This is a genomic window from Moritella sp. 5 (assembly GCF_018219455.1).
In the GTDB taxonomy this organism is placed as follows: Bacteria; Pseudomonadota; Gammaproteobacteria; order Enterobacterales; family Moritellaceae; genus Moritella.
In genome coordinates this window covers 1,911,493-1,937,712 of sequence record NZ_CP056122.1, presented here as the reverse complement: position 1 = coordinate 1,937,712, position 26,220 = coordinate 1,911,493, and the positions used below count along the sequence as shown (strand labels likewise).

Below are 26,220 nucleotides of genomic sequence, written 5' to 3'. Positions count from 1 at the left end.
TTGGTATATTTTGTCTATTAAGGAAACTAAAAACCAACGATAAGAACTAACAACTAATATAAGAAAAACTTATAGTAGTTCTGATTGGAAAAGAATAGAGAAAAAATATGGATGCCAGACTTAAACATTTAAATGCCTTAAGAACTTTTGAAAGCGCCGCACGTCACCAAAGTTACAGTAAAGCCGCTGAAGAATTATTTGTTTCACAAGCGGCAGTTAGTCAGCAAATTAGACAGTTAGAAAACGCGATAGAGGTTAAGTTGTTTATCCGTACTGGTCGTAAAATGAAGTTAACGCAAAGCGGTGAAAAGCTTTATTGCTCAACTCAACAAGCATTGTCTACCCTAATACAAGGATTTAATGATATTCAATGTGAAGCAATTGAAGGGAATATTACTATTACTTCAACACAGGGCTTTTCATCTTTTTGGCTAATGCCTCGTTTGTATAAGTTCTCGATATTACACCCAGAAATAAGCATTAAGATTGTAAGCTCTAGCGATATTGAAGATTTACAACAAAATCATATTGATTTAGCTATTCGTTTTAGTGAGAACGAGAACATCAAAATCCCCGACAATTTAACTTATGTTCCATTTGGTCAAGACAATGCATATCCGGTTTGTTCACCAAAACTTGCCAAGCAAATGCAATTAAAAGAGCCTAAAGATATTTTAAATTGCTGGTTAATCAAAATAACAAAAGCAAGCATTGACTGGCCTGATTGGTTTGTCGAAGCTAAAATTAAGGATTTTCAGAAACATAAAATGTGGAGCGAAGTATCATCTAGTGACTTGGCGTTAAATGCGGTATTAGCTGGTCATGGTGTAGCACTCACATCAAAGGCACTCTTTTCACAATATTTAGAAAATGGGTTGCTTGTTACGCCTTTTGATATAAAACATCCTACCGTATGTTACCGTTTTCTTATTTTTGATCCAAATTCAGCCAAAAGAGCAAGAATTAAAGTATTTACTGACTGGATAAAACAAGAAATGGCGGATTATGAGCAAGGCTAACCACTATAGAATTAAACCACATCAAGATCCCATATGAAGGACTTTATCCCTAAATCCAAAAAGCCTCTAGTTAAGAGGCCTTTCGAATTTTTATCTACTTGGATTTTCAAGCATCGCGTATTTTAGCTTTTCACTTAAATCAACGGATGTACGTTTCTTCTTAAACATTTTAAATAAGAATGACATTATAACCCCCACCTCCAGTACTTTCGATATGAAAGTACTAAATAAAACATATAAAACATAGCTTTACTGTGTAACCATTTGTAAGGAATAGCTAAATGAGCGACGAAGGAGCAAAAGCCAACCGTTTTTGTAGTGCTCCTGCATATCAATCCCGGTCCAATTAAAGCTGACCCCGTATGATGGTTTTCCTCCACATAAAGTGAAGCTATTTATCTCCGGGCCCCAGTAATACTTACCTTCATATAATACTCATGGGCATAATGACTAGCATGAGTAAAAATAACATAGTTTTTATTGGCATGGACACACACAAATAATTTATTGAGGTCGCTTATATTGAGGATGTGCGTTATCAACTTTATATTCATATAGACCACTCAGGACAATTTCATCTCGAAATAAAAAATCACTAATAAGGGATTAACAGTTACAAATACTTACAAATAAAACATTTTTTTTATAATTAATTTTTGTTTTAATAATTACTTATTTGCTTAGACCTTAGCACTATTTCACGATGCTAATTATCCAAAGAAGCCTCCATGCCTTTCCATTTCTATGCATTATTGGCTATTTTTATGATCGTAACTCCATATGTATTTTTTATTAAAAGTATTAAAACCAATAACCTCTCTTCAGCGAAGGATGTAGCAGAGTAATGCTAGTGGTATATCGGATTTGACCACAAATTAGAGGCTTAATACCACTACGCATACTATATAAGATAAGAAGCAAGAACCGTTAAAAATTAGTATTCGAAAAGATATATTAGAAAGTGCAGATTCAGAAGATGAAAAGAAGGGTTAAATGACAATTTATAAAATAAATTATATCTGCTTTATCGTTATTTTTTTATATGTGGGTCAGGTATCAGCAAATGCAAATAAAACTATTACATGGTACAAACCAGAATTCCCACCTTTAAGCATTGTTCATGGACCTTATTCTGGAAAAGGATATTCAGACCAGATTGAAAGTTACCTGATTAATCGAATGGAAGATTTTGACTCTCAGGTACTAATCTCACCGTTTAAACGCACGTTGCGTGATATGAAAAAGGGGTTAAATGCTTGCTCAGTTACTTTACTTAAAACTCCTGAACGTGAAAAATTTATTATTTTTAGCAAACCCGCACGACTGCTGTTACCCAACAGTCTTGTCGTACGTAAAAATGATTTACCGAAATTTAATGATTTTAAAGATAAATTAGGACGTGTATCCCTTGAAAAAATAATTCAATCTGGCGGGATGCGTCTTGGCTATTCAAATGGTCGCTCTTATACCAAACCGATCGATGCTCTTCTAGATAAATATAAAGGATCTGAGAGCATTATCGAAAGGGTCGGTAATGAAGGTCCAAAAGGCTTATTGAGAATGTTAATTAAAGGGAATATAGACGCCATGTTTGCTCAACCTGTTGAAAGTCAATTCCATGGGCGCGCCATCGGAGTATCTGATGATATCGCCCTACTACCAATCAGTGAAATTAAAGATTATACGATCGGTTATATTGGCTGCTCTAAGACACCTTGGGGTGAGGCTGTTATAAAAAAGATTAACACTTTGCTGGTTAAAGCGGTAAAACGCGATGACTTTAGAAGTTTCTACGAATATTTTTTGGATGACGATTCAAAAATACGTTACCGAAAAGTTTATAGTGATTTTTTAAACTCAGATAAAATTAACCTACCAACATGAAATTAAGATTACGAGACCACATTTGGTTTAATCAAACGATCTACACGCTTTCCGTCACCCTCATTTTAGGACTGTTCTTTGCCTCTGCAACCATTACGCTTGATCTGCTTGACGAACAAGTGAGCACTAGGAAACATGCAGAAAAAATGGTTTATGCAATGCGCTACCAAGCGGCTCAGGCCGTGTTTAATATTGACCCATTATTAGCAGCAACGGTAGCGAAAGGTTTATCTGAATATGAGTTATTTCAACATGTGTATATTATTGATGATTTAGGTACATACCTTTATAAAATCGAACGAGCCCCCTACCAATCATATTTATCAGGGCTTTCAGAGCTGCTATTCAATTGTGACACTCCAATTGTCGTACCACTAACCTATCCGGGAAGCGAAATTGAGATAGGAAATATTGAAGTGCACTTGGATCATTACCTTGTTGCCGAAAAATTTTTTCAACGAGCTTTTCGTACTATTATCGGAAGTTTATTTCAAAATATGATTCTTAGTATCTGCTTATTGATTCTATTTTATTATACGCTGACCCGTCCATTAATGAATTTAGGTTGTCAAGTCAACGAAATAGATCCGAATAACCCAACTAAAAAATTAGTAGTTGGTAATTTGCATAGTAAAAACGAGCTGGGTGTAATCACTAGTTTGTTGAACCAGTTATTAGTACGTCTGAAAGATGTGCAAAACAAACACAAACGTGCAGAACAAGAGCTAATTAATCAAAATGACACACTAGATTTTATGGTCAAAGAGCGTACTGTAGAATTACGTGATATGAATAATAAACTACATTTATTGGCAACAACCGATCCTTTAACTGGTCTTTACAATAGACGCTTTCTTTTTGAAATAGGTACAAAAAAACTTCATCAAATGCAACGCTATCAGCACTCCGCTGCAGTCATGATGTGCGACATCGATCACTTTAAACAGGTGAATGACAATTTTGGGCATGCAATGGGAGATAAAGTATTGCAGGGCGTTGCTAAGTGTTTTTCATCGATTCTTCGCAAAGATGATATTTTAGCTCGTTATGGTGGGGAGGAATTCGTTATTCTGTTAAGTGAAATATCACTTAAAGATGCTCAAACATTGGGTGAGCGCCTATGCAGTAGCTTTAACGACATGGTATTTACCCATGCAGATAAAAACGTGAAAGTATCCGTCAGCATTGGTTTATCAATAGCTCCTGTTCATTGCAATTATGACATCAATGCCTTAATTAATACTGCTGATATGGCACTTTATAAAGCGAAAGAACTTGGACGTAATCGTTTGGAAATTGCTAATTAATCCATGGCGACAAAGTGGCGATGATTTAGCGTCGCTTTATATACAATTTACTTTTTATTAAACGCGCATCGTATTTTTTGTATTATATAAATTAATAAAAACAACATACCAACTACAATACTTATCATACCAAGTGGCAGAAACATACTCTCATGAAGATGGCCGTCATTATCAAGAAATTGATAAAATGTACTTTCGGCTATTAGCGATAATATTCCCAAGCTAAGTAACAACAAAGAAGCTAGAAGAGTTTTGTTAGTGAAAATATTCATTTAGGCTCCTGCATACCAAAGCGCCTTGCTAAGTGGAAAATAATGGTTGGTTAAATTAGCGACGAAGGAGCAAAGTTAACTGTTTTTGTCCTTGTTTAACAGCTTGTTAGCTTAATATTTAATAATCTAGATCACCACGGTATCTTTCAATTGTTTTATGACCACAGTTTGTACATATTAAATGTAAATCTCTTAGCTCCATAAACCCAGCAGTGCCTCCAGCCCCCCAGCCAGCAACAAGTGCAGATATAAACTCTTTGACCTTTGCCTTTCTTCCCATATTGGAATTATTCTGAGGCTTTACTATAACCCCAATATGATCGACCCCTTCATTACATTTTTTGCAAAAACGTTTTTCAGGTTCCATGTTATTCTGCTCCTGAATCAATTTTACGAATTTAAGCTAACGCCTGCCTCAGGAGAAAAACGAGTTGGACCGATTTTTTGCTACTTTTAGCAAAACGGGCTGACTAATTATGTCCCTTGCAGGCACTTGTTAGGCTGCTATCTGACTGTAAAACATACCCGTTATTGTTTCATATCGGTTGGTGCTACATACCTACAACATAGCTTTAATCGCTTTTCAGCCTCATCAAAACTAAGTAGGTCAATTTCTGTTGTCGACGTTATAGAGGTTCTATTAACAGCAACGCGGCTCTTCATTTCAAAAGAGTATAGTTTTCCCGCTTCAATTGAATGATTAAACTTAACGTCTGGCATACCGGCTAGAGCAGACCACCCGTTTATAAATTGACGATCTCCTGGAGCTAAATATACCCAAGTAAACCCTTCTTGCTGTAATGATATCACTTCCTTACCGTCAACTAACAAATATGAAGACCACGCGGTTGGTTCTGCATAATCTCTAAAAACATACAAAATGGCCTTATCGCAAGTCACCTCTGGTAATGGTGCTTCAGCGTAACTTGGCGCGGTTGCGTTGGTTGCACAACCTGAAACAATTAAAATAGAAAACGTCAGTAATATTATTTTATTCATATACATACCATTTTAAGATTAACGCTTTGCTAAGGGGCGATCTCCCCTGGTTTTTTTGTTAGCTTTCAGTTCTCAGATTTATTTTTTAGCTCTATATTAAACGGGAATGCTGTGTGAAAACGACTTATTTCAATGCTGTTTCCGTAGCGATTCCATTCTATCTGTAAATTTATGATCCCACTTCCACTTACTCCAAAGTTACCATAGCTCAATACAGCCCTCAGAAAATCATTATAACCTCGATTTTTATTGGGTTCTGGCCAAAACTTGACGTAACGGTATTGTTTTACATTTCGTGAAACATCACCTAAATCCATAGATTTCAAAATCACCGGATTTGATTTTTCATTGATACTAACAATGAACAGATATTCATTAGCTCCCCAACTTGTTGGTGATAACCCCTCTGTCCAGAAAACAAGCTCAGGTTTACCATCAAAATCTAAATCAATCCAATGAATTGCGGACTCGTTAATATTCTTTGATATATTATCTAAACGAGGGAGGACTTCTTGTTGATAATATTCTTGAAAATCAACTTTAGTGTTTGATAATTCTTCTTTACTAAGTTTAACCTTAACATAAATCTCATTTTGCAATAGTTTTATGATTTCTCTTCCATTTTCAACATCATATTCTGTACTCGCAGAAGCACCATGCGAACAAAGAACAAATATGGAAGATACCAATAGGAAAAATACTTTTTTAAACATTGCCCTACTCCATGAAAGTGCTGATTGATTGTACGTTTTTGAAACATAATATTTGTATAACAGGACTCTCGATTCCCCAAATTCATTTATTTAGTCTTGTAAGTTATATACAAGACTAACTATGAAACTGATTATATTGATATTAATTTTAGGCTACAAGATAAATCTGACTGCCTTTTGACGAATCGAGACTGGGTTAGGAGCCCTATTGATAAGTTTATAAGGGGACCTATCAATAGAATTTTAAATGGTGTATTAATCAATTTAACCTCTATAAATAGCTGTGTTATAGGAGATCATTAGAAATAATAACGTTTAAAGATTTGTAGTCGGAGGCATGCGTAAAGGTTGTGTATGCTTTAAGATGTAAGATATTACAAGATAGGTATCGGCCTGATTGATTTAGTTGATGGTATCCATGAACAAAAAGATTTGTTCAACTCTGAGCCAAATGACAGGATATACCGAAGGTAAAATGCATCAATGTTTAGGATGGAAGTCTTGGATTGGTACACACTTCAATATTATCAGGTGTTGAAGTGTGTACCAAATTAAGACTTACTCAATACGAGTGATAAAGTCGTATTTATCAGAGTCTGCTTTAGTTATCCAGTGCGCGCCGCTAGCAGGAGCCGAGTCTAAAGTAAAGATATAAAAATCAACCCCTTTATCTCCCATCACCTTATTAAAATAGGTCGCTTGCTTACGATGACTTTCGTTGGTGTACGGGAATTCTTTGGCTGTTTTACCGTCCTCCGCCCAACTATGCACACCCACTTGCTTATTAAGCTCAATGGCTTTATTGGTATCTGAACGTTGCAAAATTCGTGGGTTACCGGCTGCGAACAGATCCGTGCCTCCAGAGAAAACTTTACCAGTTGAGGTTACGATCGTCGTCATCTTCTTGCTATTGATCATAAGTCCGGTGTACATGTTGATCTCATCATCAGCACTGCCGCCGACAAAGTTGTTAAACTTCAAGGTCATATTACTGCCTGGATTTGAAGTCACAATATCAAAAAGCTTGAAATAGGTTGACGCACCAAGAGTCGAAGCAGTTTCAACACCAGGGATTAAATCACGATAAAAATCGCTAAAGGCAAAGGAAGTGGTGATCGTTACTTTGTTGCCATTTTTGGCTTCTGTTAAAATAGTAGAACCAAGAATGGTAACGTCTTCCGACATCTCATTATCATATTCAAAGCTGACGGAGAGATTTTTATCAATCGTCGTCGTAGCAATTAATGTGGTGTCACTAGAAATAGAGCGTATATTAGCATCACAATTAAACTGATCCTGAACCTTGCTTTCGGCGTAAATAATACAATTCTCATTATCCTCAGCATCAGGAAGATAAAGGTCAACATTGTTTAAGCCTAAACTATCCGTAAGCCTAATTATTTTTTCAGAACCACTAATGTCATCAGCAAACTCAATTTTATCATACTGCACCCCATTATAAGTGAGCGTCATTGCTTTTTCTTGGAGCTCTTGTCGCGATTGCTTCAATTCATCAAGCTTATCCGATGAAAATGCGTAATCAGCCTTCGGTTTAACTGGCGTTGTTGGCGGGTTAACTGGCGCTGTTGGCGGCTTAACTGGAGCTGTTGAAGATGAATCTGATCCGCACCCAGAAAGGACGGTGACAAGTAAAGCTACAGTTGTTATTTTTTTCATATTAAATCTCATTCATTAACAAAGTTATTAGAAAGATTAAAACAAAAAATAATGGCAAACAAAATGTTTAATTTGTAAGCGTTTGTTTATTTCATCATAGTTTGTTGAGATTAAACTACTTTTTTGAAATTATCGTTAATTTACTATATTTTACATGGCTTAGCGTTAGAACACTAAGCCATAGTAGGACAGAAACAAGTTAGAAATTGAAACTTTGCCATCAAAATATAGCCTATTTTTTAATCTAACCGTGTTTTTAACTCTAGCAGCTTTTTCTTAGTCTAGGCTATGTTTGATTTCTTTCGAAGCTCTAATGCTTTCAGCTCATCTTTAGCAACACCAAATCCATTCGCATACATAAAGCCTCCAATGAGGAGGCCTATTTCAATAAACAACTACAATAAAGTGATGGAATGGATGCGGCTAATTGGGTATAGAATTACTTTAATAAACATTCAGGATCATCAAATAAGAAACTTGCTATTTCCATTAGTGTTTTTCGAGGGTTACTTGATGTAGTCCCAGTTTTTATCAAATAATTTAAGTATGCAGTAAATGATGCAGTAGAGGCTTTACTTTTATCACCGGGAGTAAAAAACAATTGACCAAACTTAAACACAGGCTTATAGCCAAATAATTTCAACCCTAGTAATTCTCGAGCAAATACACGAGGGACATTATATTTATAATCCCAAATATCTCCAATGTAACACTGGAAATAACATTTCCATTTATCTTTATCACTCATTTTATTCCTAATACTTGGATTGATGGTGATGCTAAATTGGTTATATCTAGATTCTGCAAGATGGAAATCCTGCAAACCTGTCACCCCACCTAAAATAAAGCAATCATTAAGAATAGGATTCCAATTTTTATCACTTAATACACTTCCTGTACTAACCATGGAATTGCTATTTATTAAAGGTGTCTGTTTTCGTAGTTCGCATCTTTTTTCTATAAGTCGCGAAACTAATGCGAGTTCTTCTTTTTCTTGCACACCTCCATGTGAACTAAGACCAAAGTTGAAAAGTAATGCTTCATCCTTTCTAATTTGAGTACCACCCAATAACAAGAAACCAAGTGAACTTTTCTTTGCATTTTTATATAGCCACCAAGAATTTAAAATATTATCAGATTGAGTCCAATCCCATGAAACCCATGAATGGTGTGCAATATAGCTAGGCGCGAGCTGTGTAATTTCTTCAAAGAATCGATTCAGATTATACATAGGTATTAACTCTTATATGTTATATAACTTGTTTTGGGGACTTTTGTTACAGTTTATACAGATCTAATTTAATTAATTGTAATGAAAAGTAAGGAATGTCGTATTCTGCTGATTTCGCATCGATTATATTCTCAACTCTATTCCCGTGATCAATGAAGGTACTTGACTTCTGACTGATAAATATACGCAACAACCGTATATTAGCTAAAATTTTTATTACCGTTACTTAAATTAGAGCAACGTTATGCGCGATATTATCTTTGTATTCGCGTAGCGCCATAAGATAATATTTCACCTCGAAATACCTCTGCGTATAACGCATGCTAGGTGAAATCTAACGAACGACTATTAACAAACCCGAGCATCCTTACTCACATAGTCACTTGTACAATAAGATACGTATTAATTAGGATGTGCGCCCCTTCTAGTTACATGGATTACGAACTTATTGATAATGGTAATAAACTAAAACTTACAATTAAAGAGCTAGATAAGTCCCTAGTAGACCTAGGGTTAAAGGTAGGTCAATCAATACAACTTAAACGAATTAGTCAGCATAAAGACTTCAGCGTATTAGAAAAGTTAGCTTTCTATTCCAAAGATAACAAATATGATTTAGAGATCATTAAAAACAAAGACGGCTAATTAAGTTGTTTTTTACGTAATGATACAGTTAGCATAATAGTTGAAATTCATACTCAGATTCACTGACTTTACTAAATGATGTCTCGTGACTTACAGCAAGGTCAAAAGGATTGATGGAAGAGACAACAAAGAATGATGAAGAATTAGTGAACTGAACTTTGATGCCGGCTTCAAATTTCGCATGATTTACCGCATCTTTCGGCATATCTGATTCCAAGCCCTCATACTGTGTTGTCGCGCCCTCAGTGTGACCTAAGAGTTCCTCTTTATCGCTAGCTGACGTCGGAACTGACCAATTACATTTATTCACTATAAATATATTCTTTACGGTTTCGTTATCCATTAAACCTATCGTCACATCTGGTTTACTGTTAATCAATTCATCCGAGGTCGCGATTAGAAACACTTCAAAACTCGATGCCACATATTCATCTTTTGCTCTTATGGAAACGAGTTCTCCATTCATCAGGACGAAGGTAACAACTGTTACATAGTCATGAAACTTAAAGATGTTGATTTGCCGAACACCAATCTTCTTAATTTTCAGGAGGGTCTGTTTGGTTCCTGGGGATAACGTCAAATCCATGGTTGCTCTTTTATGCTAGCGCTCATTTAAGGGCGCTGATAATTGTTTGCTAAAATTGTGTAGCGAAGTGAAACTGAGCAAACTGTTATCAGTCCCACTTTAAATTCTTGTTAGCATAACTTTAACCACGAACTGCTGTAACAGTTACCTCAATTAAAACTTGTCCTTCGAGATCTACACCTAAACATGCTCGTTGAGGCCAATGCTGCTGATTTATTCCAAGCCAAGTTTTCCAAACAGAATCCATGATTGGTTTATCCGACATATTAGCAATATACACTTGAGCAGAAACTATTTGAGTTTTATCTGAACCAAGCTCCAACAAGTTGCTTTGAATTGTATCTAAGGTGAGCTTTGTTTGCTGCTCAATACCAACAGAAGAATCTGAAGAAGTTGCGACAGTCCAAACTAAGTCTTTATAAGCAGATGACTTGCTACGTCCATCGTAAATCCCACCTTTTCTCTCGATCATAGATACTTCCTTGTGCTGCTAACGCCCAATTAACAGGCAAAAATTGTTGATTAAAATAAGCTACGAAGGACCAAAACCAACAGTTTTTTGTCCTTGTTTAATTTCTTGTTATATTTCACAGTACTCGGACTTAATTAAGCCAAAGCATTTAAGATCATGAAACTGATTTTTCCAGTAACCACTTTGACGCCTAATACCTTCCTCTTTGAATCCAACCTTTAGAAGAAGTGATTCTGATGCGGAGTTACCCGGAACAGTATCGCCTTGTATACGATTAAGTTTGCCGCAAGATAACTCACCTAAAAATGCAGCTTTTACTATTCGATGAACTGCTTCAGTGGTAAGCCCCATCCCCCAATATTTTGGTAGTAAATCATATCCAAGAACAGCATTCTTCATTTTGTGGTCCCAAGTATTAAAGCCACAAGTACCAATAAGTTCATTTGTTTCTTTCAGGCGAATAGCCCAACGAATTCCAGAGTTTTCTTTAAAGCGAGAGTTAAAGAGTTCTATTAAGTTGCTAGCTTGTGAAATATTAGTGAAAGCTTCCAAATTATAATATTCGACAACGGAACTGTCAGAGAACAACTCAAATAAGCTATTTGAATCTTCTTTAGATAATTCATCTAACCTTAAGCAATTTGTCTCTAAAACTGGAAATGACAACCTGAATCCTCCGTGAAATATAACATTTGTATAACAGGACTCTCGATTCCCCAAATTCATTCACCTCAATAAAAGCAGATTAATTAATTGAAAAATCAGATTATACTTCAAATTTATTAATTACATGTTTATGGGAAAACGAGTCGTCCTGTAAATTATTTCTTTAGCCTTGTAAGTTATATACAAGACTATCTATGCAACTGATTATATTGACATTAATTTTAGACTACAAGATAAACCTGACTGCCTTTTGGCAAATCGAGACTGCGTTCACCAAAATACAAATAACACTGTATAAAATCACCCTGTTTAGCCATTTGATTTAATCTCACTCTCCCCCTGGAGGAGTTCAAATCAAATGGTGGAATAAACCTCACTTCTTGAGTTTTCCTTATAACTGGCCTAAAATAAATACTGTATATAACAACAGTGTTTATTTATGAATATAATTCCAATCTCTGCAAGTGCTGGTATCACTGGTTTTGAAAGTCCTGCAGCTGAATATAGCCAGCTTAGATGTACCTTGGACGAAATTCTTATCGATCACCCAAGCTCCACTTTCATTGGTAAAGCCAGTGGTAATTCAATGGAAGGTGTTGGTATTTTTGATGGTGATTTATTGATTGTTGATAGGCATGTTACGCCCAGGCAGCACGATATTATTGTTGCTAATTTAAATGGAGAGTTCGTTTGTAAGTTACTGGATGTTCGCCAACGTATGCTAGTGTCTGCAAATGATAAAGTTAAGCCTGTCTTCATTAATGATTTAGATTCTTTTAGCATTGAAGGGGTTGTTATACGCTCTATTCGTTGCCATCGCCCTAGCTATCTATTGGATGATAAGTAGTGTTTGCCCTCGTTGATGCCAATTCATTCTATTGCAGCGCAGAGCAAGTGTTTCGCCCAGATTGGCGTAATAAACCCATTGTGGTTTTGTCTAATAATGACGGATGTATCGTTGCCGCAAACAGGCAAGCAAAAGAAGCCGGTGTTCCAAAGTTTAAGCCTTATTTCCAGATCAAAAATTTGTGTGAAAAAAAGGGCGTTATTACTCTCTCTTCTAACTACGAGCTTTATTCAGACCTCTCTGCAAAGATGATGCAAGTCATTGGTCGTTTTGCACCTGAACAGCATATCTATAGTATCGATGAGTCTTTCTTGTCATTTAAACAAACTTATCCTGCAATACCTTGCCTTCGAACCCATGCCGCTAAGATTCGGCGTGCAGTATGGAAAGAATGCCGATTGCCTGTATGTGTCGGAATTGGCCCTACCCTGACTCTTGCTAAAATAGCTAACCAGGCAGCAAAGAAATTACATCACTATAATGGCGTTTGCGTACTCGACAATGACGCAGAACGATTAAAGGTACTTGCAGCGATGAGTATCAGTGATGTTTGGGGTATTGGTCGCAAGCTATCAAAGATCATGACAGTGATGGGACTCAATAACGCATTAGACCTTGCTGAATACCCCGCGGGTTTAGCGCGTAAAGAGTTCAATATTGAGGTTGAACGCACAATACGAGAACTCAATGGGCTGCCTTGTAAAAATTGGGATACAGCCAGGGCTGATAAAAAACAAATTTACTCTACACGCAGTGTCGGTGAACGCATTACAGAACTCAGCACACTACAACAAGCGCTAAGCCAGCATGCTGGCATTGCATCGCTAAAAGCACGTAAGCAACATTCATTGTGTAAAGTAATGCTGTGCTTTGCGGCAAGCTCACCGTTTGATGACAAACCCGCGAGTTACCGCGCTATTCATCATTTCCCATACCCGACTGCTGATGTGGATCAAATAACGAAAGCTGCAACCCGATTAGCAAAAGAGCTGTTCCATAAAGATGTAAGATATTACAAGATAGGTGTCGGCCTGATTGATTTAGTTGATGGTACACATGAACAAAAAGATTTGTTCAACTCTGATCAAAATAACGACAATCTGATGCAAGTGTTCGATAAGCTCAATCAGAGATATGGCAATAATACCGTATTTTTAGGCGCCCAAGGCACAGAGCAAAAATGGGCCATGCGACGTAAAGTGCTTACACCACAATATACAACCAACTGGCAGGATATACCTAGGGTAAAGTGCTGAACCTCTTCGTCATCTTTACAATAAAATAATAATTAAACCTGTCAATTTCCCTTGGTAATTATAAAAACGACAGAGTCCCTGTTGTTCAAAGGCTTAGCGCTATTGCTCTAAGCCATAGTTAGACAGAACCTTGATAGGGTTATTTCCCTATCCGATAGTAATAATTAACACAAACCAGATTAGTTACAAGACTTATAAACTATAGGACTAAACTGAACCATTTGCTTGTAAGCCAAACTTAGAGCGTTTTTTTCTCCGCTGCAGGTTATATAAGCACAATGATCTAAATTTGACTGACAACCAACGTGCTCATCGCCAATTTTAACTGTAGATTTAAATTCGGTACAAACATCGGTGTTAACTGAAGGGTAATTAATTTCTTTAACCAAGCCAATACCGCGGGGATACACGAGATAAAAAGCCTCGTTTTGCCTAGTTGTATATTGCTTCACTGGTGGTATTCCTTGTTGAATACGGATATCTAAATTTAATAAATTAACACCTGTCGCTTGTTGATACATAGTTGTCACAAGCATACCCGGCGGGCGAGCACCTACTTCAAGGAAAATAAGTTCACCATTACAAACAAAAATTTCGCTATGATACACTCCATCTGTTGCATCTAGAGCTTGAAGAGCCTGCCAAGTAAACGCTATCAACTCATTCCTCAATGGCAAACTAGATTCCATAAAACGCCCACCTAATGGTTCTCCTGACTGAAAAGCTAGCGTCGGTTTATAATACTCTGTACATTCAGAAAAAATAGCCGATCCTTTCCAGATCCCTATATCGCAATGAAACAGTGAACCATCAATATAAGATTCTATTTCATAATCAGTAAGTGCATGTCCCAACTTTAATTTAACGTTTTCAAATTCAGATGATGAATTAATGATAAAAACATTATTAGAGCCTGCTGAACGGCGTGGTTTTAAAACAAAAGGTAAACCAACTTTCTTCGTTATATCTTCAAATAATATAGTGATTTCAACTTTTTCAATAAACGATGGTACTCTAATATTTTTCTCATCAAGCCTCTGTTTCATAATAATTTTATCTCGAAACCTTGACATATCACTATTAACTTCTTTTGATAGATTAAAGATAGTCCTCAAGCTGTGAACTAATTCGACACACCCTTCATCAAAACTAATAATAGATAGCTTATAATTATCCCAAATGGCTATCGACTCTTTTACTATCGACTCATCATATTCATAAATAACTCCGTCATCATAAATAACAGGGACAGTAATAATGTTTGAAAATTGTTCCTTAACGTTGCGAGAAAGAGACAACACCTCATTATCTGAAGCAATTAAAACCAATTCAGCATCAATTAAACTAGGGTCATTAAAATCAACTTGACTAATTTGTCTGCTTGATAAAAATATAATTACTTGATTAAACATATCCATATCTAAATTATTCCCTGTGTAAGAGTTTTGCTTGGAAAAATAGTAAGAGTGTCATTGCACATATAGACATAATCTCTAAGGCGGTAAACGATGTACCTTCAACTAAAATCATAAAAATTAAGCATATAATTGGAGTGAATGGTGTAAATTGAGCAGTAAGAGATACACCCAACTTTTTAATTGCAGCCTGCATTAAAAACAAAGGTATAATACTTCCAATAATTGAAATGAAAACTAATAAAAATAAATCTGAAGATACCAATGTTGAAAATGCGGAATCATAAATACTATAACTTCCGCAAATAGCGATAACCAAAAAAAACCTAAGTGCTAATACTTGCGATACCTTCACACCTAAATTACTGTGTAATACAGCGCTATCCTTCATATATTGTAATGCAAAGAATGTAGAAATTAATGTCAATAAAATTCCTACTACAGTTTTACCAATCGCCGCATCAGAAATAAGAATAGACGTCATTATTGAAAGTGTAAAAACACTTAATGTTGACGTAATATTTAGTTTATTTCTATCTTGTTTAAATAATACAGAAAAGAAAGATAATCCCGAAAAAAATACAATTATATAAACAATCGGACTCACATAAAGCATCACATAAAATGCCAGAAAGGTATTAACCAATGTCGACACATTTATTTTTACCATGACCTTAACATTACCCTTGGCGATTAGAGTTAACTCAGATAAGTTATTAATATTGATCAAAATAAAAAACAGTGCTGCAAATCCATAAGTAATTAAAGTTGATAGCACGGGGTCAACTGTTTTTACCACCTGCGACATAAATACAAATGATATCGAAAATAAAAAACAGAATGCTATAATGTCCTTATACTTTGCCACACTCCACCTCCTCAATTTTATGGCCTTGCTTTATTATGTTTGCAATATCCATCACTATTTTTTTTGCTTGTACGACGGACGATCTAACGTAATTAGTTATCAATAACTCTCCTTGTGCTGGCCCCCCACAAACATAGATGGGCACCTGATTATCTTCAGACTCAACACGCATAGTATGACTATTTATTTTTAACCCACCAAGTTCATTTATACTGACACCTTTTCCTTCCAAAGCTATAATCATCTCTTTTGATATTGGTTTATTCGTAACTCCAGTAGCGTTGATCACGATATCGAAGTCAAGAGTGTCACCTTTTTGAACACAGGAAATTGAATCATCATTAATCTTTAAATCTCGATCTATATCTCCGGCTATAACCTTGAGTTTGTTATTTTTTATCATACTTAATAGTTTTTCTGCATTTGATAAAGGAAAGGAAGATACAAAACGTTTCATAAACACTTTGTAGCACTTCAATTCATCCAACCTTTCTTGCTCTGAGAGCTTCGGCCAACGCTCATTTATATCATCTGCAAACTCGCCAATAAAATCTTGCCAGATATTAGAGTTTGTTTTACATTTTTTGATATCTAGCTCAAGTTGCTGTTGGATATCTTTTATTTGATGCTGGGAGCTAGAAATAAATGCCTTTAACCAATTATTATTACCATTTTCGGCTCTTATTAGCAGTGAACTCCTAACACTGGGAAGTTCACCTGATTTTGATATCATTGTTACTTCCGCATTGGCCGAATGTTCATAGATCGCTATTGAGACATCAATCGCTGATAACTTTGAACCTAAGACCAATACTTGGCTATTATCAGTAACTTTATCTAAAAAATTTGTTTCTGGATACGCGACTTTAACTACATTAGATGAATCAGAATCACGCAAAGCTAAAGGAACAAGCTGCTCAACACCTGTAGCGACGACTACAGCATCAAATAAATAACTGTTACCATCATCACTCCTTAGACATATCTTTTGATCTACCATCGACATACTCGTAACACGAATCTGCTTAACTACAGTTTCGCACTTAAAGCTAGCTGCAAATAAAGATGACTGTTCCACACGATCTTTACAATAATCACGGAATAAGCTCCTGCTTACAAAATCTGAAGGTAATATAGACTTGTGTGAACCACGATCTAGAAACCACTTGTAATAATCTAGCTTATCATCTGCATGCAAAGATGTTGTACCTATACTGGTATTCGTTAGCGTAGATGTGAGGCAGGAATTAAAACTAAAACCATTTGCTAATCCTTGAGGATCAAAAATTGTGATCGTTTCAATATCCATATGTAACGACTTTATTGCTTCTAAATAAACAGCTATTCCGCTAGGGCCACCGCCAATAATGGCTAATTTTCTAACTTTAATCATAAATATATCTATAACCTATTAACTGACAAATCGAGCATAAAGAGTAATGCGACTCCAAATATGACTCGTTTTATCAAATGGTGAAAAACAAAATGTACCACCAAGTAGGCACGCGGTAAACAAGGTGTTGATATTTAACAAATAAATAGGGCGTCAGACGTGAATAATTGAAAAGTAAGAAATAATATATTGAAATTTGAACATATTCCTTATAATTCTGATGAGTATCCAGATTGTAATGACTAGTAATACTACCTACCGTTTTCAGTTCATTTATGCTAATTGTACGTAAGCTTTACCCATTTTTCGTATGATAAAATCTATTGCAAACTGACACATTCACATTTTTAGTGAATCATAACTTAAAGCCATTTCGGGAAAAATCTGCTTAGGTTATCGACATCCCTACCATATAACCCGCCAGAAAATTAGCAGCCACGACTCCCAAATAATTTACCAACAGCTTTCACCTTGGCAAGTATATATTGCAGCTGTACTAATCCAGAATGTGGCCATTCATTTGTAATGAACTTAAGCTTTAGCCACACATTAAGCCCGTCAGCAAAAAGCTCTGGTAAGCTGGCCTTTGAAATGCTGAAATCACTCGTTCCCAGTCTGCAGAAAGAACTTAAGCAGAAGCTTTCAATGTTGTAATAGCAAAACTGGGTTATGGAGTTTGCTATTACACATCTAAAATTGTTCACCTGGTCTAATCAATCGACTTATCTAAACGCTCGGTATTACAAGAACCACTCAAAACACCCATACGTCTAACCATTTCATTCATGCGTACGGTCATTTGATTCATATCTCGCACAAGATTTCTTGCCGCTTCTGAATCGATTAGCGACTTACCCTCTACATTCATCGTCTGCAGAGTCGTTCCATTACTATCAACAGTAATGAGATATCGAGTGATATGAGGGTCATCATTTAACTCTGTTAAGATGCCACTTGTATCAAGTACCTGTTATTTTATAATGGCAAATACGTCATAAACAGTTATAAGGAAATTCACCATGTCTGTTCGTAACCTCAAAGACGGTCACAAGAAACCTTGGCTTTGTGAATGCTACCCACAAGGCCGTAACGGAAAGCGTCTTCGCCAGCGCTTTGCCACCAAAGGCGAAGCGACAGCCTTCGAACGTTACACAATGAACGAGGTTAATGATAAGCCCTGGTTAGGTGATAAGCCGGACACAAGGAAGCTATCAGACTTGATTGAACTCTAGTGGCAACTACACGCTAAACCCAGCTCTCAAATCAACAAAATACTCACATATTCTAATTTACATTTTAAATGCGCGCTTGTAGATTAAATAACTCAGGGTTATTTAATCAATTTACACTTTCTAATGACAAATACAAAAGGAGTTGCAATGAGTTATACAGTGATAACAGGGGCAAGTGCGGGTATCGGCAGTGAATTCGCAAAACAACTGGCACAAACAGGTCAAAACTTAATATTAGTTGCTCGCCGTAAAGAAAAGTTAGAAGAGCTAGCGCAAACGCTGCAAGCCCAACATGGTATTGATGTTAAATGCTTTTCGATTGACCTTGCAGAGCCAACTGGAAGTGAGATATTAGCGACTGAGATCCGCATTAACCACCTTGCTGTCAATGGCCTGATTAACAATGCTGGTTTTGGTGACCGCGGTAACTTTGCAGACTTACCACTGCAGCGCCAAATGCAAATGATCCAATTGAATGTAAGTACCTTAGTTGAGCTTACCCACCGTTTAGTGCCAAACATGCGTGAACAGAAGAAACCGTTCATCATCAATGTCGCGTCAACCGCTGCATTCCAAGCGGGTCCTAATATGGCGGTATACTATGCGACAAAAGCTTTTGTACTGTCTTTCTCGGAAGCGATACACGAAGAACTTCGTCATCAAGGTATTGCAGTCAGTGCGCTCTGCCCTGGCCCAACCTTGTCTGAGTTTGCCGCAGAAGCCAATATTACCGATTCCAACCTATTTAAAGCCGGGGCGATGACATCAGCAGATGTTGCAAAGCAAGCGTTAGCAAACCGTCACAGTGCAATTGTGGTTACAGGTATCAAAAACCAAGTTGCTGTATTGGCTGGCAAAGTATCACCCCGCTTCATCACGCGTAAAATTGCGGGATGGTTACAAGCATAATGCAGTGTATTATTAAATGCCGCGCAACGACACCAGAGCAAAAAGCGTTACGTCTTACTCAGATCATAGACGTAACCGCCGCTCGTTTTACAACGCTCAGTTATGAAGACGTTAACCTAAAGCATATCGCTGCCGATGTGGGGATCACCAAAGCAGCCTTATACCGTTATTTCAGAAACAAAGAAACCTTGTTCCTCGCTGTGTATACACAAGAAATAGCATGCTTAGCCCAGACAGCAGTGGGTGACATGGGACAGCTACCACTGATTGATTCAATCTGTAATACGTTAATTAAGCACCCGTTATTTTGTAAACTCAGTGCGATCATGCACACAGCGCTGCAATGTAACTTAACGCTAGACGAAGCACGTCAGTTCAAAAGCACGTTATTACAATTCATTGAGCAATATGCAGTAATGATAAGTGAACATTATGCTCTGACTATCGAACAAGCGACCGAGCTGTTATTGCAGGTTCAACAGGTAATAATTGGTTGCTGGCACATGAGCCATTCAGTAGGCTCGGTTGCAGAGGTCATTAAAGAAGGACCACTACAGTTATTTGAGCTTAATTTTGCAGACATATTACGCTCGCATATAGCTCGGCTTGTTACTAGCTATCAACAGCAAGCCTAGGTTGCGCCTAACCGCTTGCTGCCTATAACGAAGTGACATCAAAAAACTCACTTGCCGATACATTCCAAAGCTGTGATGCAAGGACCCCTGTTTTGTTTATGTAGTTTGAAACAATATAATAACCCAGTGTATAGCCTGCATGCAGAGGTATTGCATCAGGTTCAGTCCCAAAAAACCAAGCATTATGATCGTAATTTAAATTAGCCGTTTCACTTAGCATTCTTGAATGTAAAACATCAATCATATCTTGGTTGATTGCTTTGGCGTAAAATGGAATATCACCATTTCTAAGCTCGGTTTCAAAGTGGCAGGCTAGCCCTTCGCTTATTAACGCTTCCCGAAGAGTGTCTCCATACCCTACCCCTTTATGTCGAAAGCAATGATGAATCTCATGGCCAAGGCTAGGTATAAACTCTGTATTAAGCGCCGAATTCAAGTTGTCATTATTCAAATCGAAGAACAACATTATTTGTTTTGATGATGGACTGTATCCACTAAAACCAAATTCAGGTATGACAAAGTTACCTTCAGAGATCACCACATCAATATTGATTTCGTCCAAAGGCAGTTTTTCACCAATACATTCAAGTGCTTCATCAAAAAGACTATCCAGCCGAGTCAAAAGGTGATCAAATTTTCCATGTGCATTTAACTTATGTAAAAAGATGTTCATATATCCCCTAATCTCAGCAACTTATTATTGCGCTTTGCTTTTAAAATCAATAACACAAGAAAGATATACATGGTGAAGCCTCTGGGGCCCACCACTTATTTTGTTAACGAACTAAATAATGTCTAAAAGTCTTCTAAGGCAGCGAAATACGCCATCACTTCATCGATATGAAATTTACCATCTTTGTTTGTATCAGCATTTTCCATCATAAATGCATCAAAACACTCTTCCCAATATACAGAAATGCTTCTGAAATACTCAAGTTCCATACCATCATCAGGATCAATGAATCCCGTTTGATCGTAGTCGTAAGTTTCTAAGTACGCTTTAATCTGTGTTAGTTCTTCACTTGTGAAGCGAGCTGTATCATTTGAAATGATTCGGCGAAGTTGGAAATTAAACACTGCACGCCCTGCACCATCTAAGGTTACAGACAGATTTCGTTCTGTTTCATTATTTTTGATACCGAAATTGTCAGCGCTCTTAAAAGTAAGGGTTTTTTCACCAAAGTCATCATCACCACCATTGAGACTATCATCTATATCTTTCATGCTGCATCGGATAGACACTTCATGAATAGCTGGGATCTGAAAAGTATCGGTCAAATTTTTATCAAGACAATCGATGGTTTCACCACTGCTTACGCTATGGGTTTGAGTCAAATATGCACTATTATGTGATGGGTCCACTTCTAAAAAGGCAACGTGGCTTGCCAGTGTTAGCATTAAATTATCTCGGTCATCTAAAGGGTGCCCATTCGAAGCAGAATGCACAGCCCATTTTAAATCACCTGAACTCCAATTATCAGAATCGTCAGTAAGGTTAATTGACATTAATTGGATTTGAAATTCATTTTTCATCGATTATTCCCTTAAGTTAATGATATATAACTTTTAATTGTTAACATTTAACTACTTAGGTGCAAGCTATCAAACTTAATTATTAATTAATAGTATTATTTTTATTGGTTTAAAAAATTTTGATAAGGCCGTGATTACTCATGACCATAAATGGCGATCCTTCATAAATTGTTAGCGACAGTCTGTAAATATTACAGGTCGAACACAGCGTCACTATGCAGAAACAGTCAATCCAGACGCTTTCAAATCAACGTCCTTACCTCTAACTTTTAATACAAACAAAAACGTCACAATACTCACTTACAATTACCACTTTAGTACTATTTAAAAAGGACGATATAAAAGTGGCTAGTTGTAACTTACTTAAGTTTTCAGAGTCAGGCGGTTATGGATGTAAAATCCTTCCTAATATGTTGGGAAAAATACTAAAAACCACCAGCAAAAATAATGCTTCTGATGATCATAAACTGCAATTTTTAATAGCAGACAAACCTGATCAATTTTATATTATCGGTAAGGTAAATTCTGGCTCAGCTTCAGTGCCCTTGATCGGTATTGTACTTGGCTTAATGTATGGTGCTGTAGGCCAAGGTGGCGGATTTATTTATCTACCTGTGATGATTTATATTTTCCACTGTAATCCTAAGGTCGCGATAGCATCTGCGCCTGTGATCGGTTTACTTTCATCTGTTAGTATATTTTCCGGGCGAGCGTTCACTGACACTATTGACTGGTGGCTCTGCTTTTATCTTATTATTGGCATTTTTGTCGGCGCAAAAATAGGAGCGATGATCTCATTAAAGCTCAATGAAGTTGTTTTAAGAAAATGTATTAATGTATTTTTTTCTAAGCTCAATAAAAATTATCTCTATGGCTTTTTAAGCAAACAAATACGTTCAATAATTTATTACAGCTTTCTCTAGAAGGCATTTTTGAGAAAGCTGTAATATGAAGGAATATGATGATTAACGCGGATTTGAATCTAATGAAATCCATATTTTATTTAATTCACTCCAGCCATATCCATTCACGTTAGCGCCATTAATTTGTTCAGATAACGCGAGTACAAAAGGCTCATGCTTTAATTCTTTTACTACGTTTTGCTCACTCAACCAAGAGAACAATGCGGCCAATAAGTCTGTCGCTTGATTGAAGTCTCTCTCGTTCCGAATTGACGTAAGAGATGAGTGTAGAGCTTCGAGTATTCCAACATCCAGCTCATGATTTTCAAATGGATACTGTAATAAAAAACTTAACCAAGCACTAAATGAATCATTTTCTTCAATAACACTACAAATACTGACTTGTTCAGATTGACTGTAGTCCCCATAATCCACTGAAATACCTTGATCATTATCGGTTGATATACTGCTAAACAGTTTCTTGCATTCCGCTGTATCTTCAAAAGTAATATGCCGTTCCATCATCGATTTATGAGGGTTTTGGATCATTAAAAAGGAGGCCGATTTGTCACTTTGGCTCGTAACAGTCGTATCTGGTACCTGAAGGCAAATCTGATTTTGTGCACACGCTTTGCTTTGTGCCCATTCAGGATAAACCCACAGCTCAACCCAGTCGAGGATAGAGGTCTCACGTGAGTAGTAAGCATTACGGCTTAATCTAAGCATTTTAGAAGAGAATACTGCCAATGAGAAAGCCCCCGAACCAATAAGTCGCGTGGTCGTCGAGGTCATCTTAAATATTGACGACTCTGCCCGAGAAAGTAATCTGGGTAGATGCCAATCTGGCTGATTTAATTTAATCTCCAACTGCTCATCAGAAACAGCATTCACTTCTATAATATGGTTATAAGTCGAATGCCAATATGCATGTTGGATTAACCTATTTAGGCAATGAGCAACATCTTGTGCTTTGAGTATACTCCCATCATGAAAACGTATCCCTCTGCGAATTTGAAATTGCCACCTTGTAGCACTGTCATTAGAGACCCAGTGATAAGCTAAATCACCGACTACACTCCCTTTCTCTACTGACGTCAAACATTGGCAAATTTGAGTCACCAAAAAACGTTCCGTACGCCGCTTCACCTTATGAGGTTTTAGCTCTTCTAACTCACGATGAAAAGGCATATAAGCAATACGACGAGCTGAGTGACTAGCGTCATTTAAATATGATTGAAACTCCCTTCCTGCATCTCTACCACCAAAGCTAAGGATACTAAGCAACTGATCTAAGTTTCCTTCATCGGCTAGACCTCTAGCGGATTCATAGCAAGCATCAATGGGCTCGACTTGGCAAGTAAGTATCGCTTTTTTACTTCTTCCAGAGCTTGCCTCCCATTGAATCCAACCAACACTCACCAATTTTTTTAGTATAGTTTGAACATGTCGTTCAGTGACATGCAGCAGAGCCGCTATCTGACTTATTTGACAAGTCGATACTCCAGGACCAAATGTTTGAAAGATTTGTTCGTAAATTTCAAGCTTACGCTTTAAGTTTGCCATTCAGTGTTCCAAAGCCCCCTAATTGAGTCAGGTAACCATATCCAGCGTTAATTAACCCATGTTCCATAATCGATTGGACTTGAGCTGTTACTTCTGACAATAGGATGTCAGATTCAGTTTTATTTTCAAGCACAAGCTGTGAAAAGTGATCGATTTCAAATTCAAAACCATTCCCCTCTACTGGATGATCGATGGTGAATGTTTTTCCTTGATATTCAATATCAATGACACTGGGATTCCACCATTTTTCTCGAATGGTAATGGCTAATTGATCACCACGTAATATCGCGACCCGTGGTAAATTTTTCACAATTGAAGCTGATATTTTTCCGTTAACCTGACCTGTAAAAGTAAAACAAGCATCGGTGTCAACGTATGACTCGGCCACCAGCGTTGACATCTCAACAACAGGTTCCGGGACATTAACCCCTAACGACCGACATAGGTCACAGTATAACCAAAGTCCGTAAACCCCCACATCGAGCGTTGCACCGCCCGCTAAATTTGGATTAAATATGAACAACTCGGGATCATATTCGTGTTCATTACCAAAGCTCGCTTCAATTGAAGTCAGTTTAAGGTTATGCCTGATCAGGTAGTTCTTCAATTCTTGGTAAGCTGGAAATGCAACGGTTTTCATGGCCTCTAATAATATCACCCCATTTTTTGTTGCTAACGCCTTCATAGATAACCAATCCTGTAGGTTGGTGAACGCTGGTTTTTCAACAAAGACATGCTTCTTATGGGTTAAAAATAGTTCAACTAAGGGATAGTGGTACGGATGTACCGTTGCAATATATACAGCATCAACATTAGGATCCGTTGCCATATCGTCGTAACAGCCATAGCTCACGTTACTTTTAAACTCTTCACCAAATTGTTCAGCGCGACCTAAATCTCTGGCGGCTACAGCATATAACTCGCCATATTGACTATTGCCATTCAAAGCCGTAGCAAACCGCCTAGCAATATTGCCTAATCCAGCGATTCCCCATCTTACTCTTTTGTCTGTATTAACCATGATTTATCTCACTATTTAACTTGTAGTTAAGAGTTTATAGGCAAAAGCATTCTTTAAATATGGAACAGATAATAGAAGTTGTTCATGATTTAAGGCGAGAACTGAATGGGGTGAGTGAAGGCATATCATTGACGCCTTCACTCCGATGATCAGGATAGGATTGTAATTTTAAAGTGCCCTGTAGACTACAATTCCCGGTTTACCTTGGACATATTCTAAAAATGGCGTATCAACGACTTTCATATTGTTAGAAAGTGATGATGCATTTCTATATACGGGTCCATTTTTCCCTCTAATAAATATCCCCGTGTGGGTTACATCTAGTCCTGCTATGTTTGTATATATACCAATGTAGTCACCATTTTCAAGGTTATTAACGACACTGCCATCTATACTATCGCCTGGAATATAGGATATTTTTCTTGATACTATTGGTAACCCTGCGATGTAAGTTCCACCATCCGCTTTTTGATTTAACTCTTTTTGTATCGTGTTAGTGTGCTCAGTTAAATACTCTGTTATATCTTCAGCATTTCTATCACCGTTATCATCTTCATAGGTCCAGTCTGAAAAGAAATGTTTTCTTAATAAGAAGTCAACTTTACTATTTTTATATCGCGTTTTAATTAAATTATCTGAAAAGTCATATGAAAAGTCATATGATTTTCTTAAAGATTCGACATAATCTAAAAAGGTAAAACAGTCTAATGCTCTGAAATCCGCTACAAACCTTTCTTTTTCTACACCAGATCCAATAAGACGATTTTTCACATAGGACGAATTTAAAAATAATTTAGAAATAGCTTTAATCTTTTTTGGGTTACTCTGATTTCTTTGTAAAATACGATCAAGCTTATTAGATTTTTTCTCATACAGAGATGCATAAAATTTAAAGTCATGCACTTTATGTTTGTTGGTTAAAGTATCATTGTTAACATTATGCTCCCCTAGTGCTGCATAACTAGAGGTACTAAACAATATTGATGTAAGTAAAATAGGTAAAACTTTTAACTTCATAATAAAAATCCATTTAAATATAAGTGGTTAAGTAAAATATGATAGAACTCGATAGTGATAAGTATTTATGATGAAATGGCAAAGATAATTGAGTCCGATTAAAGATTTGCTTGCTGACATCTGCATTTTCATCGGTTCCGGTGAGTAAATCACTGCGG

General features: G+C 36.8%; 29 protein-coding genes. 11 read left to right on the top strand and 18 right to left on the bottom strand.

Annotated features, from left to right (window positions below; genetic code table 11):
* Window positions 1-107 precede the first annotated feature (107 nt).
* From HWV01_RS08695 to HWV01_RS08685, 3 genes are all read left to right on the top strand, one after another.
* On the top strand, window positions 108-1,019 hold the full coding sequence (locus HWV01_RS08695) for a LysR substrate-binding domain-containing protein (protein WP_211675001.1): 912 nt from the start codon (window positions 108-110) through the stop codon (window positions 1,017-1,019).
* Window positions 1,020-2,012: 993 nt separating this feature from the next.
* Window positions 2,013-2,903 (top strand): TIGR02285 family protein, encoded by an 891-nt coding sequence (locus HWV01_RS08690; protein ID WP_211675000.1) that lies wholly within the window; start codon window positions 2,013-2,015, stop codon window positions 2,901-2,903.
* The gene (locus HWV01_RS08685; RefSeq protein ID WP_211674999.1) at window positions 2,900-4,210 is read left to right on the top strand and encodes a GGDEF domain-containing protein; all 1,311 of its coding nucleotides are present in this window, start codon (window positions 2,900-2,902) and stop codon (window positions 4,208-4,210) included. Before HWV01_RS08690 ends, HWV01_RS08685 begins: the two co-directional genes overlap by 4 nt.
* Before the next feature lie 47 nt (window positions 4,211-4,257).
* Here the strand turns inward: HWV01_RS08685 and HWV01_RS08680 are convergent, their stop codons facing one another.
* From HWV01_RS08680 to HWV01_RS08655, 6 genes are all read right to left on the bottom strand, one after another.
* The gene (locus tag HWV01_RS08680; protein WP_211674998.1) at window positions 4,258-4,482 is read right to left on the bottom strand and encodes a DUF3955 domain-containing protein; all 225 of its coding nucleotides are present in this window, start codon (window positions 4,480-4,482) and stop codon (window positions 4,258-4,260) included.
* A gap of 118 nt (window positions 4,483-4,600) precedes the next feature.
* The gene (locus HWV01_RS08675) at window positions 4,601-4,849 is read right to left on the bottom strand and encodes a hypothetical protein (protein WP_211674997.1); all 249 of its coding nucleotides are present in this window, start codon (window positions 4,847-4,849) and stop codon (window positions 4,601-4,603) included.
* Between the two features lie 161 nt (window positions 4,850-5,010).
* On the bottom strand, window positions 5,011-5,481 hold the full coding sequence (locus tag HWV01_RS08670; protein WP_211674996.1) for a hypothetical protein: 471 nt from the start codon (window positions 5,479-5,481) through the stop codon (window positions 5,011-5,013).
* A gap of 65 nt (window positions 5,482-5,546) precedes the next feature.
* Window positions 5,547-6,194 (bottom strand): hypothetical protein, encoded by a 648-nt coding sequence (locus HWV01_RS08665; protein ID WP_211674995.1) that lies wholly within the window; start codon window positions 6,192-6,194, stop codon window positions 5,547-5,549.
* A gap of 558 nt (window positions 6,195-6,752) precedes the next feature.
* A complete protein-coding gene (locus tag HWV01_RS08660) occupies window positions 6,753-7,871 on the bottom strand; it encodes a hypothetical protein (protein ID WP_211674994.1) in 1,119 nt (372 codons plus the stop codon).
* Window positions 7,872-8,310: 439 nt separating this feature from the next.
* Window positions 8,311-9,102 carry a hypothetical protein gene (locus HWV01_RS08655; protein WP_211674993.1) on the bottom strand — a complete coding sequence of 264 codons (792 nt, stop codon included), beginning with the start codon at window positions 9,100-9,102 and terminating at the stop codon, window positions 8,311-8,313.
* Window positions 9,103-9,534: 432 nt separating this feature from the next.
* Between HWV01_RS08655 and HWV01_RS08650 the strand changes: the two genes are divergently transcribed.
* The gene (locus HWV01_RS08650; RefSeq protein ID WP_211674992.1) at window positions 9,535-9,747 is read left to right on the top strand and encodes a hypothetical protein; all 213 of its coding nucleotides are present in this window, start codon (window positions 9,535-9,537) and stop codon (window positions 9,745-9,747) included.
* Window positions 9,748-9,775: 28 nt separating this feature from the next.
* Here the strand turns inward: HWV01_RS08650 and HWV01_RS08645 are convergent, their stop codons facing one another.
* From HWV01_RS08645 to HWV01_RS08635, 3 genes are all read right to left on the bottom strand, one after another.
* Window positions 9,776-10,333, bottom strand: coding sequence for a hypothetical protein (locus HWV01_RS08645; RefSeq protein ID WP_211674991.1), 558 nt, complete (start codon window positions 10,331-10,333; stop codon window positions 9,776-9,778).
* A 121-nt stretch (window positions 10,334-10,454) separates the two neighbouring features.
* On the bottom strand, window positions 10,455-10,805 hold the full coding sequence (locus tag HWV01_RS08640; RefSeq protein WP_211674990.1) for a RidA family protein: 351 nt from the start codon (window positions 10,803-10,805) through the stop codon (window positions 10,455-10,457).
* A 108-nt stretch (window positions 10,806-10,913) separates the two neighbouring features.
* Window positions 10,914-11,471, bottom strand: coding sequence for a GNAT family N-acetyltransferase (locus tag HWV01_RS08635; RefSeq protein ID WP_075478001.1), 558 nt, complete (start codon window positions 11,469-11,471; stop codon window positions 10,914-10,916).
* Between the two features lie 439 nt (window positions 11,472-11,910).
* On the opposite strand from HWV01_RS08635, the gene HWV01_RS08630 reads away from it, so the two are divergent.
* Together HWV01_RS08630 and HWV01_RS08625 are read left to right on the top strand one after the other, a co-directional pair.
* On the top strand, window positions 11,911-12,318 hold the full coding sequence (locus HWV01_RS08630; protein ID WP_211674989.1) for a LexA family transcriptional regulator: 408 nt from the start codon (window positions 11,911-11,913) through the stop codon (window positions 12,316-12,318).
* The gene (locus HWV01_RS08625; protein ID WP_211674988.1) at window positions 12,318-13,574 is read left to right on the top strand and encodes a Y-family DNA polymerase; all 1,257 of its coding nucleotides are present in this window, start codon (window positions 12,318-12,320) and stop codon (window positions 13,572-13,574) included. The genes HWV01_RS08630 and HWV01_RS08625 overlap by 1 nt, the downstream gene beginning before the upstream one ends.
* Window positions 13,575-13,753: 179 nt before the next feature.
* Here HWV01_RS08625 and HWV01_RS08620 read toward each other — a convergent pair whose 3' ends face one another.
* The 3 genes from HWV01_RS08620 to HWV01_RS08610 are packed head-to-tail and all read right to left on the bottom strand — an operon-like array spanning window position 13,754 to window position 17,250.
* Window positions 13,754-14,992, bottom strand: coding sequence for an acetyl-CoA carboxylase biotin carboxylase subunit family protein (locus HWV01_RS08620; protein WP_211674987.1), 1,239 nt, complete (start codon window positions 14,990-14,992; stop codon window positions 13,754-13,756).
* Window positions 14,993-14,999: 7 nt separating this feature from the next.
* On the bottom strand, window positions 15,000-15,857 hold the full coding sequence (locus tag HWV01_RS08615; RefSeq protein WP_211674986.1) for a DMT family transporter: 858 nt from the start codon (window positions 15,855-15,857) through the stop codon (window positions 15,000-15,002).
* Complete coding sequence (locus tag HWV01_RS08610) at window positions 15,844-17,250, bottom strand: FAD/NAD(P)-binding protein (RefSeq protein ID WP_211674985.1); 1,407 nt, start codon at window positions 17,248-17,250, stop codon at window positions 15,844-15,846. The genes HWV01_RS08615 and HWV01_RS08610 overlap by 14 nt, the downstream gene beginning before the upstream one ends.
* A gap of 471 nt (window positions 17,251-17,721) precedes the next feature.
* Between HWV01_RS08610 and HWV01_RS08605 the strand changes: the two genes are divergently transcribed.
* Window positions 17,722-17,904: an ogr/Delta-like zinc finger family protein gene (locus HWV01_RS08605; RefSeq protein WP_211674984.1), complete on the top strand. Its 183-nt coding sequence runs from the start codon at window positions 17,722-17,724 to the stop codon at window positions 17,902-17,904.
* A 55-nt stretch (window positions 17,905-17,959) separates the two neighbouring features.
* On the opposite strand, the gene HWV01_RS08600 is transcribed toward HWV01_RS08605, so the two are convergent.
* Window positions 17,960-18,118 (bottom strand): hypothetical protein, encoded by a 159-nt coding sequence (locus HWV01_RS08600; RefSeq protein WP_211674983.1) that lies wholly within the window; start codon window positions 18,116-18,118, stop codon window positions 17,960-17,962.
* A gap of 151 nt (window positions 18,119-18,269) precedes the next feature.
* On the opposite strand from HWV01_RS08600, the gene HWV01_RS08595 reads away from it, so the two are divergent.
* The 3 genes from HWV01_RS08595 to HWV01_RS08585 all read left to right on the top strand — a co-directional run bounded on the left by HWV01_RS08595 (window position 18,270) and on the right by HWV01_RS08585 (window position 20,026).
* Window positions 18,270-18,482, top strand: a complete 213-nt coding sequence (locus tag HWV01_RS08595; RefSeq protein WP_249185488.1) for a hypothetical protein — start codon at window positions 18,270-18,272, stop codon at window positions 18,480-18,482.
* Between the two features lie 147 nt (window positions 18,483-18,629).
* Window positions 18,630-19,391: an SDR family oxidoreductase gene (locus tag HWV01_RS08590; protein WP_211674982.1), complete on the top strand. Its 762-nt coding sequence runs from the start codon at window positions 18,630-18,632 to the stop codon at window positions 19,389-19,391.
* Window positions 19,391-20,026: a TetR family transcriptional regulator gene (locus tag HWV01_RS08585; RefSeq protein ID WP_211674981.1), complete on the top strand. Its 636-nt coding sequence runs from the start codon at window positions 19,391-19,393 to the stop codon at window positions 20,024-20,026. Before HWV01_RS08590 ends, HWV01_RS08585 begins: the two co-directional genes overlap by 1 nt.
* A 22-nt stretch (window positions 20,027-20,048) precedes the next feature.
* On the opposite strand, the gene HWV01_RS08580 is transcribed toward HWV01_RS08585, so the two are convergent.
* Entirely contained in the window at window positions 20,049-20,699 is a 651-nt protein-coding gene (locus HWV01_RS08580) for a DUF2268 domain-containing putative Zn-dependent protease (protein ID WP_211674980.1), read from the bottom strand.
* A gap of 122 nt (window positions 20,700-20,821) precedes the next feature.
* A complete protein-coding gene (locus tag HWV01_RS08575; protein ID WP_211674979.1) occupies window positions 20,822-21,559 on the bottom strand; it encodes a hypothetical protein in 738 nt (245 codons plus the stop codon).
* Window positions 21,560-21,903: 344 nt separating this feature from the next.
* Between HWV01_RS08575 and HWV01_RS08570 the strand changes: the two genes are divergently transcribed.
* Window positions 21,904-22,482 (top strand): sulfite exporter TauE/SafE family protein, encoded by a 579-nt coding sequence (locus HWV01_RS08570; RefSeq protein ID WP_211674978.1) that lies wholly within the window; start codon window positions 21,904-21,906, stop codon window positions 22,480-22,482.
* Between the two features lie 42 nt (window positions 22,483-22,524).
* On the opposite strand, the gene HWV01_RS08565 is transcribed toward HWV01_RS08570, so the two are convergent.
* From HWV01_RS08565 to HWV01_RS08555, 3 genes are all read right to left on the bottom strand, one after another.
* Entirely contained in the window at window positions 22,525-24,024 is a 1,500-nt protein-coding gene (locus tag HWV01_RS08565) for an ABC transporter substrate-binding protein (protein WP_211674977.1), read from the bottom strand.
* Window positions 24,005-25,045, bottom strand: coding sequence for a Gfo/Idh/MocA family protein (locus HWV01_RS08560; RefSeq protein ID WP_211674976.1), 1,041 nt, complete (start codon window positions 25,043-25,045; stop codon window positions 24,005-24,007). The genes HWV01_RS08565 and HWV01_RS08560 overlap by 20 nt, the downstream gene beginning before the upstream one ends.
* Before the next feature lie 168 nt (window positions 25,046-25,213).
* Window positions 25,214-26,062, bottom strand: coding sequence for an N-acetylmuramoyl-L-alanine amidase-like domain-containing protein (locus HWV01_RS08555; RefSeq protein ID WP_211674975.1), 849 nt, complete (start codon window positions 26,060-26,062; stop codon window positions 25,214-25,216).
* Window positions 26,063-26,220: the final 158 nt, after the last annotated feature.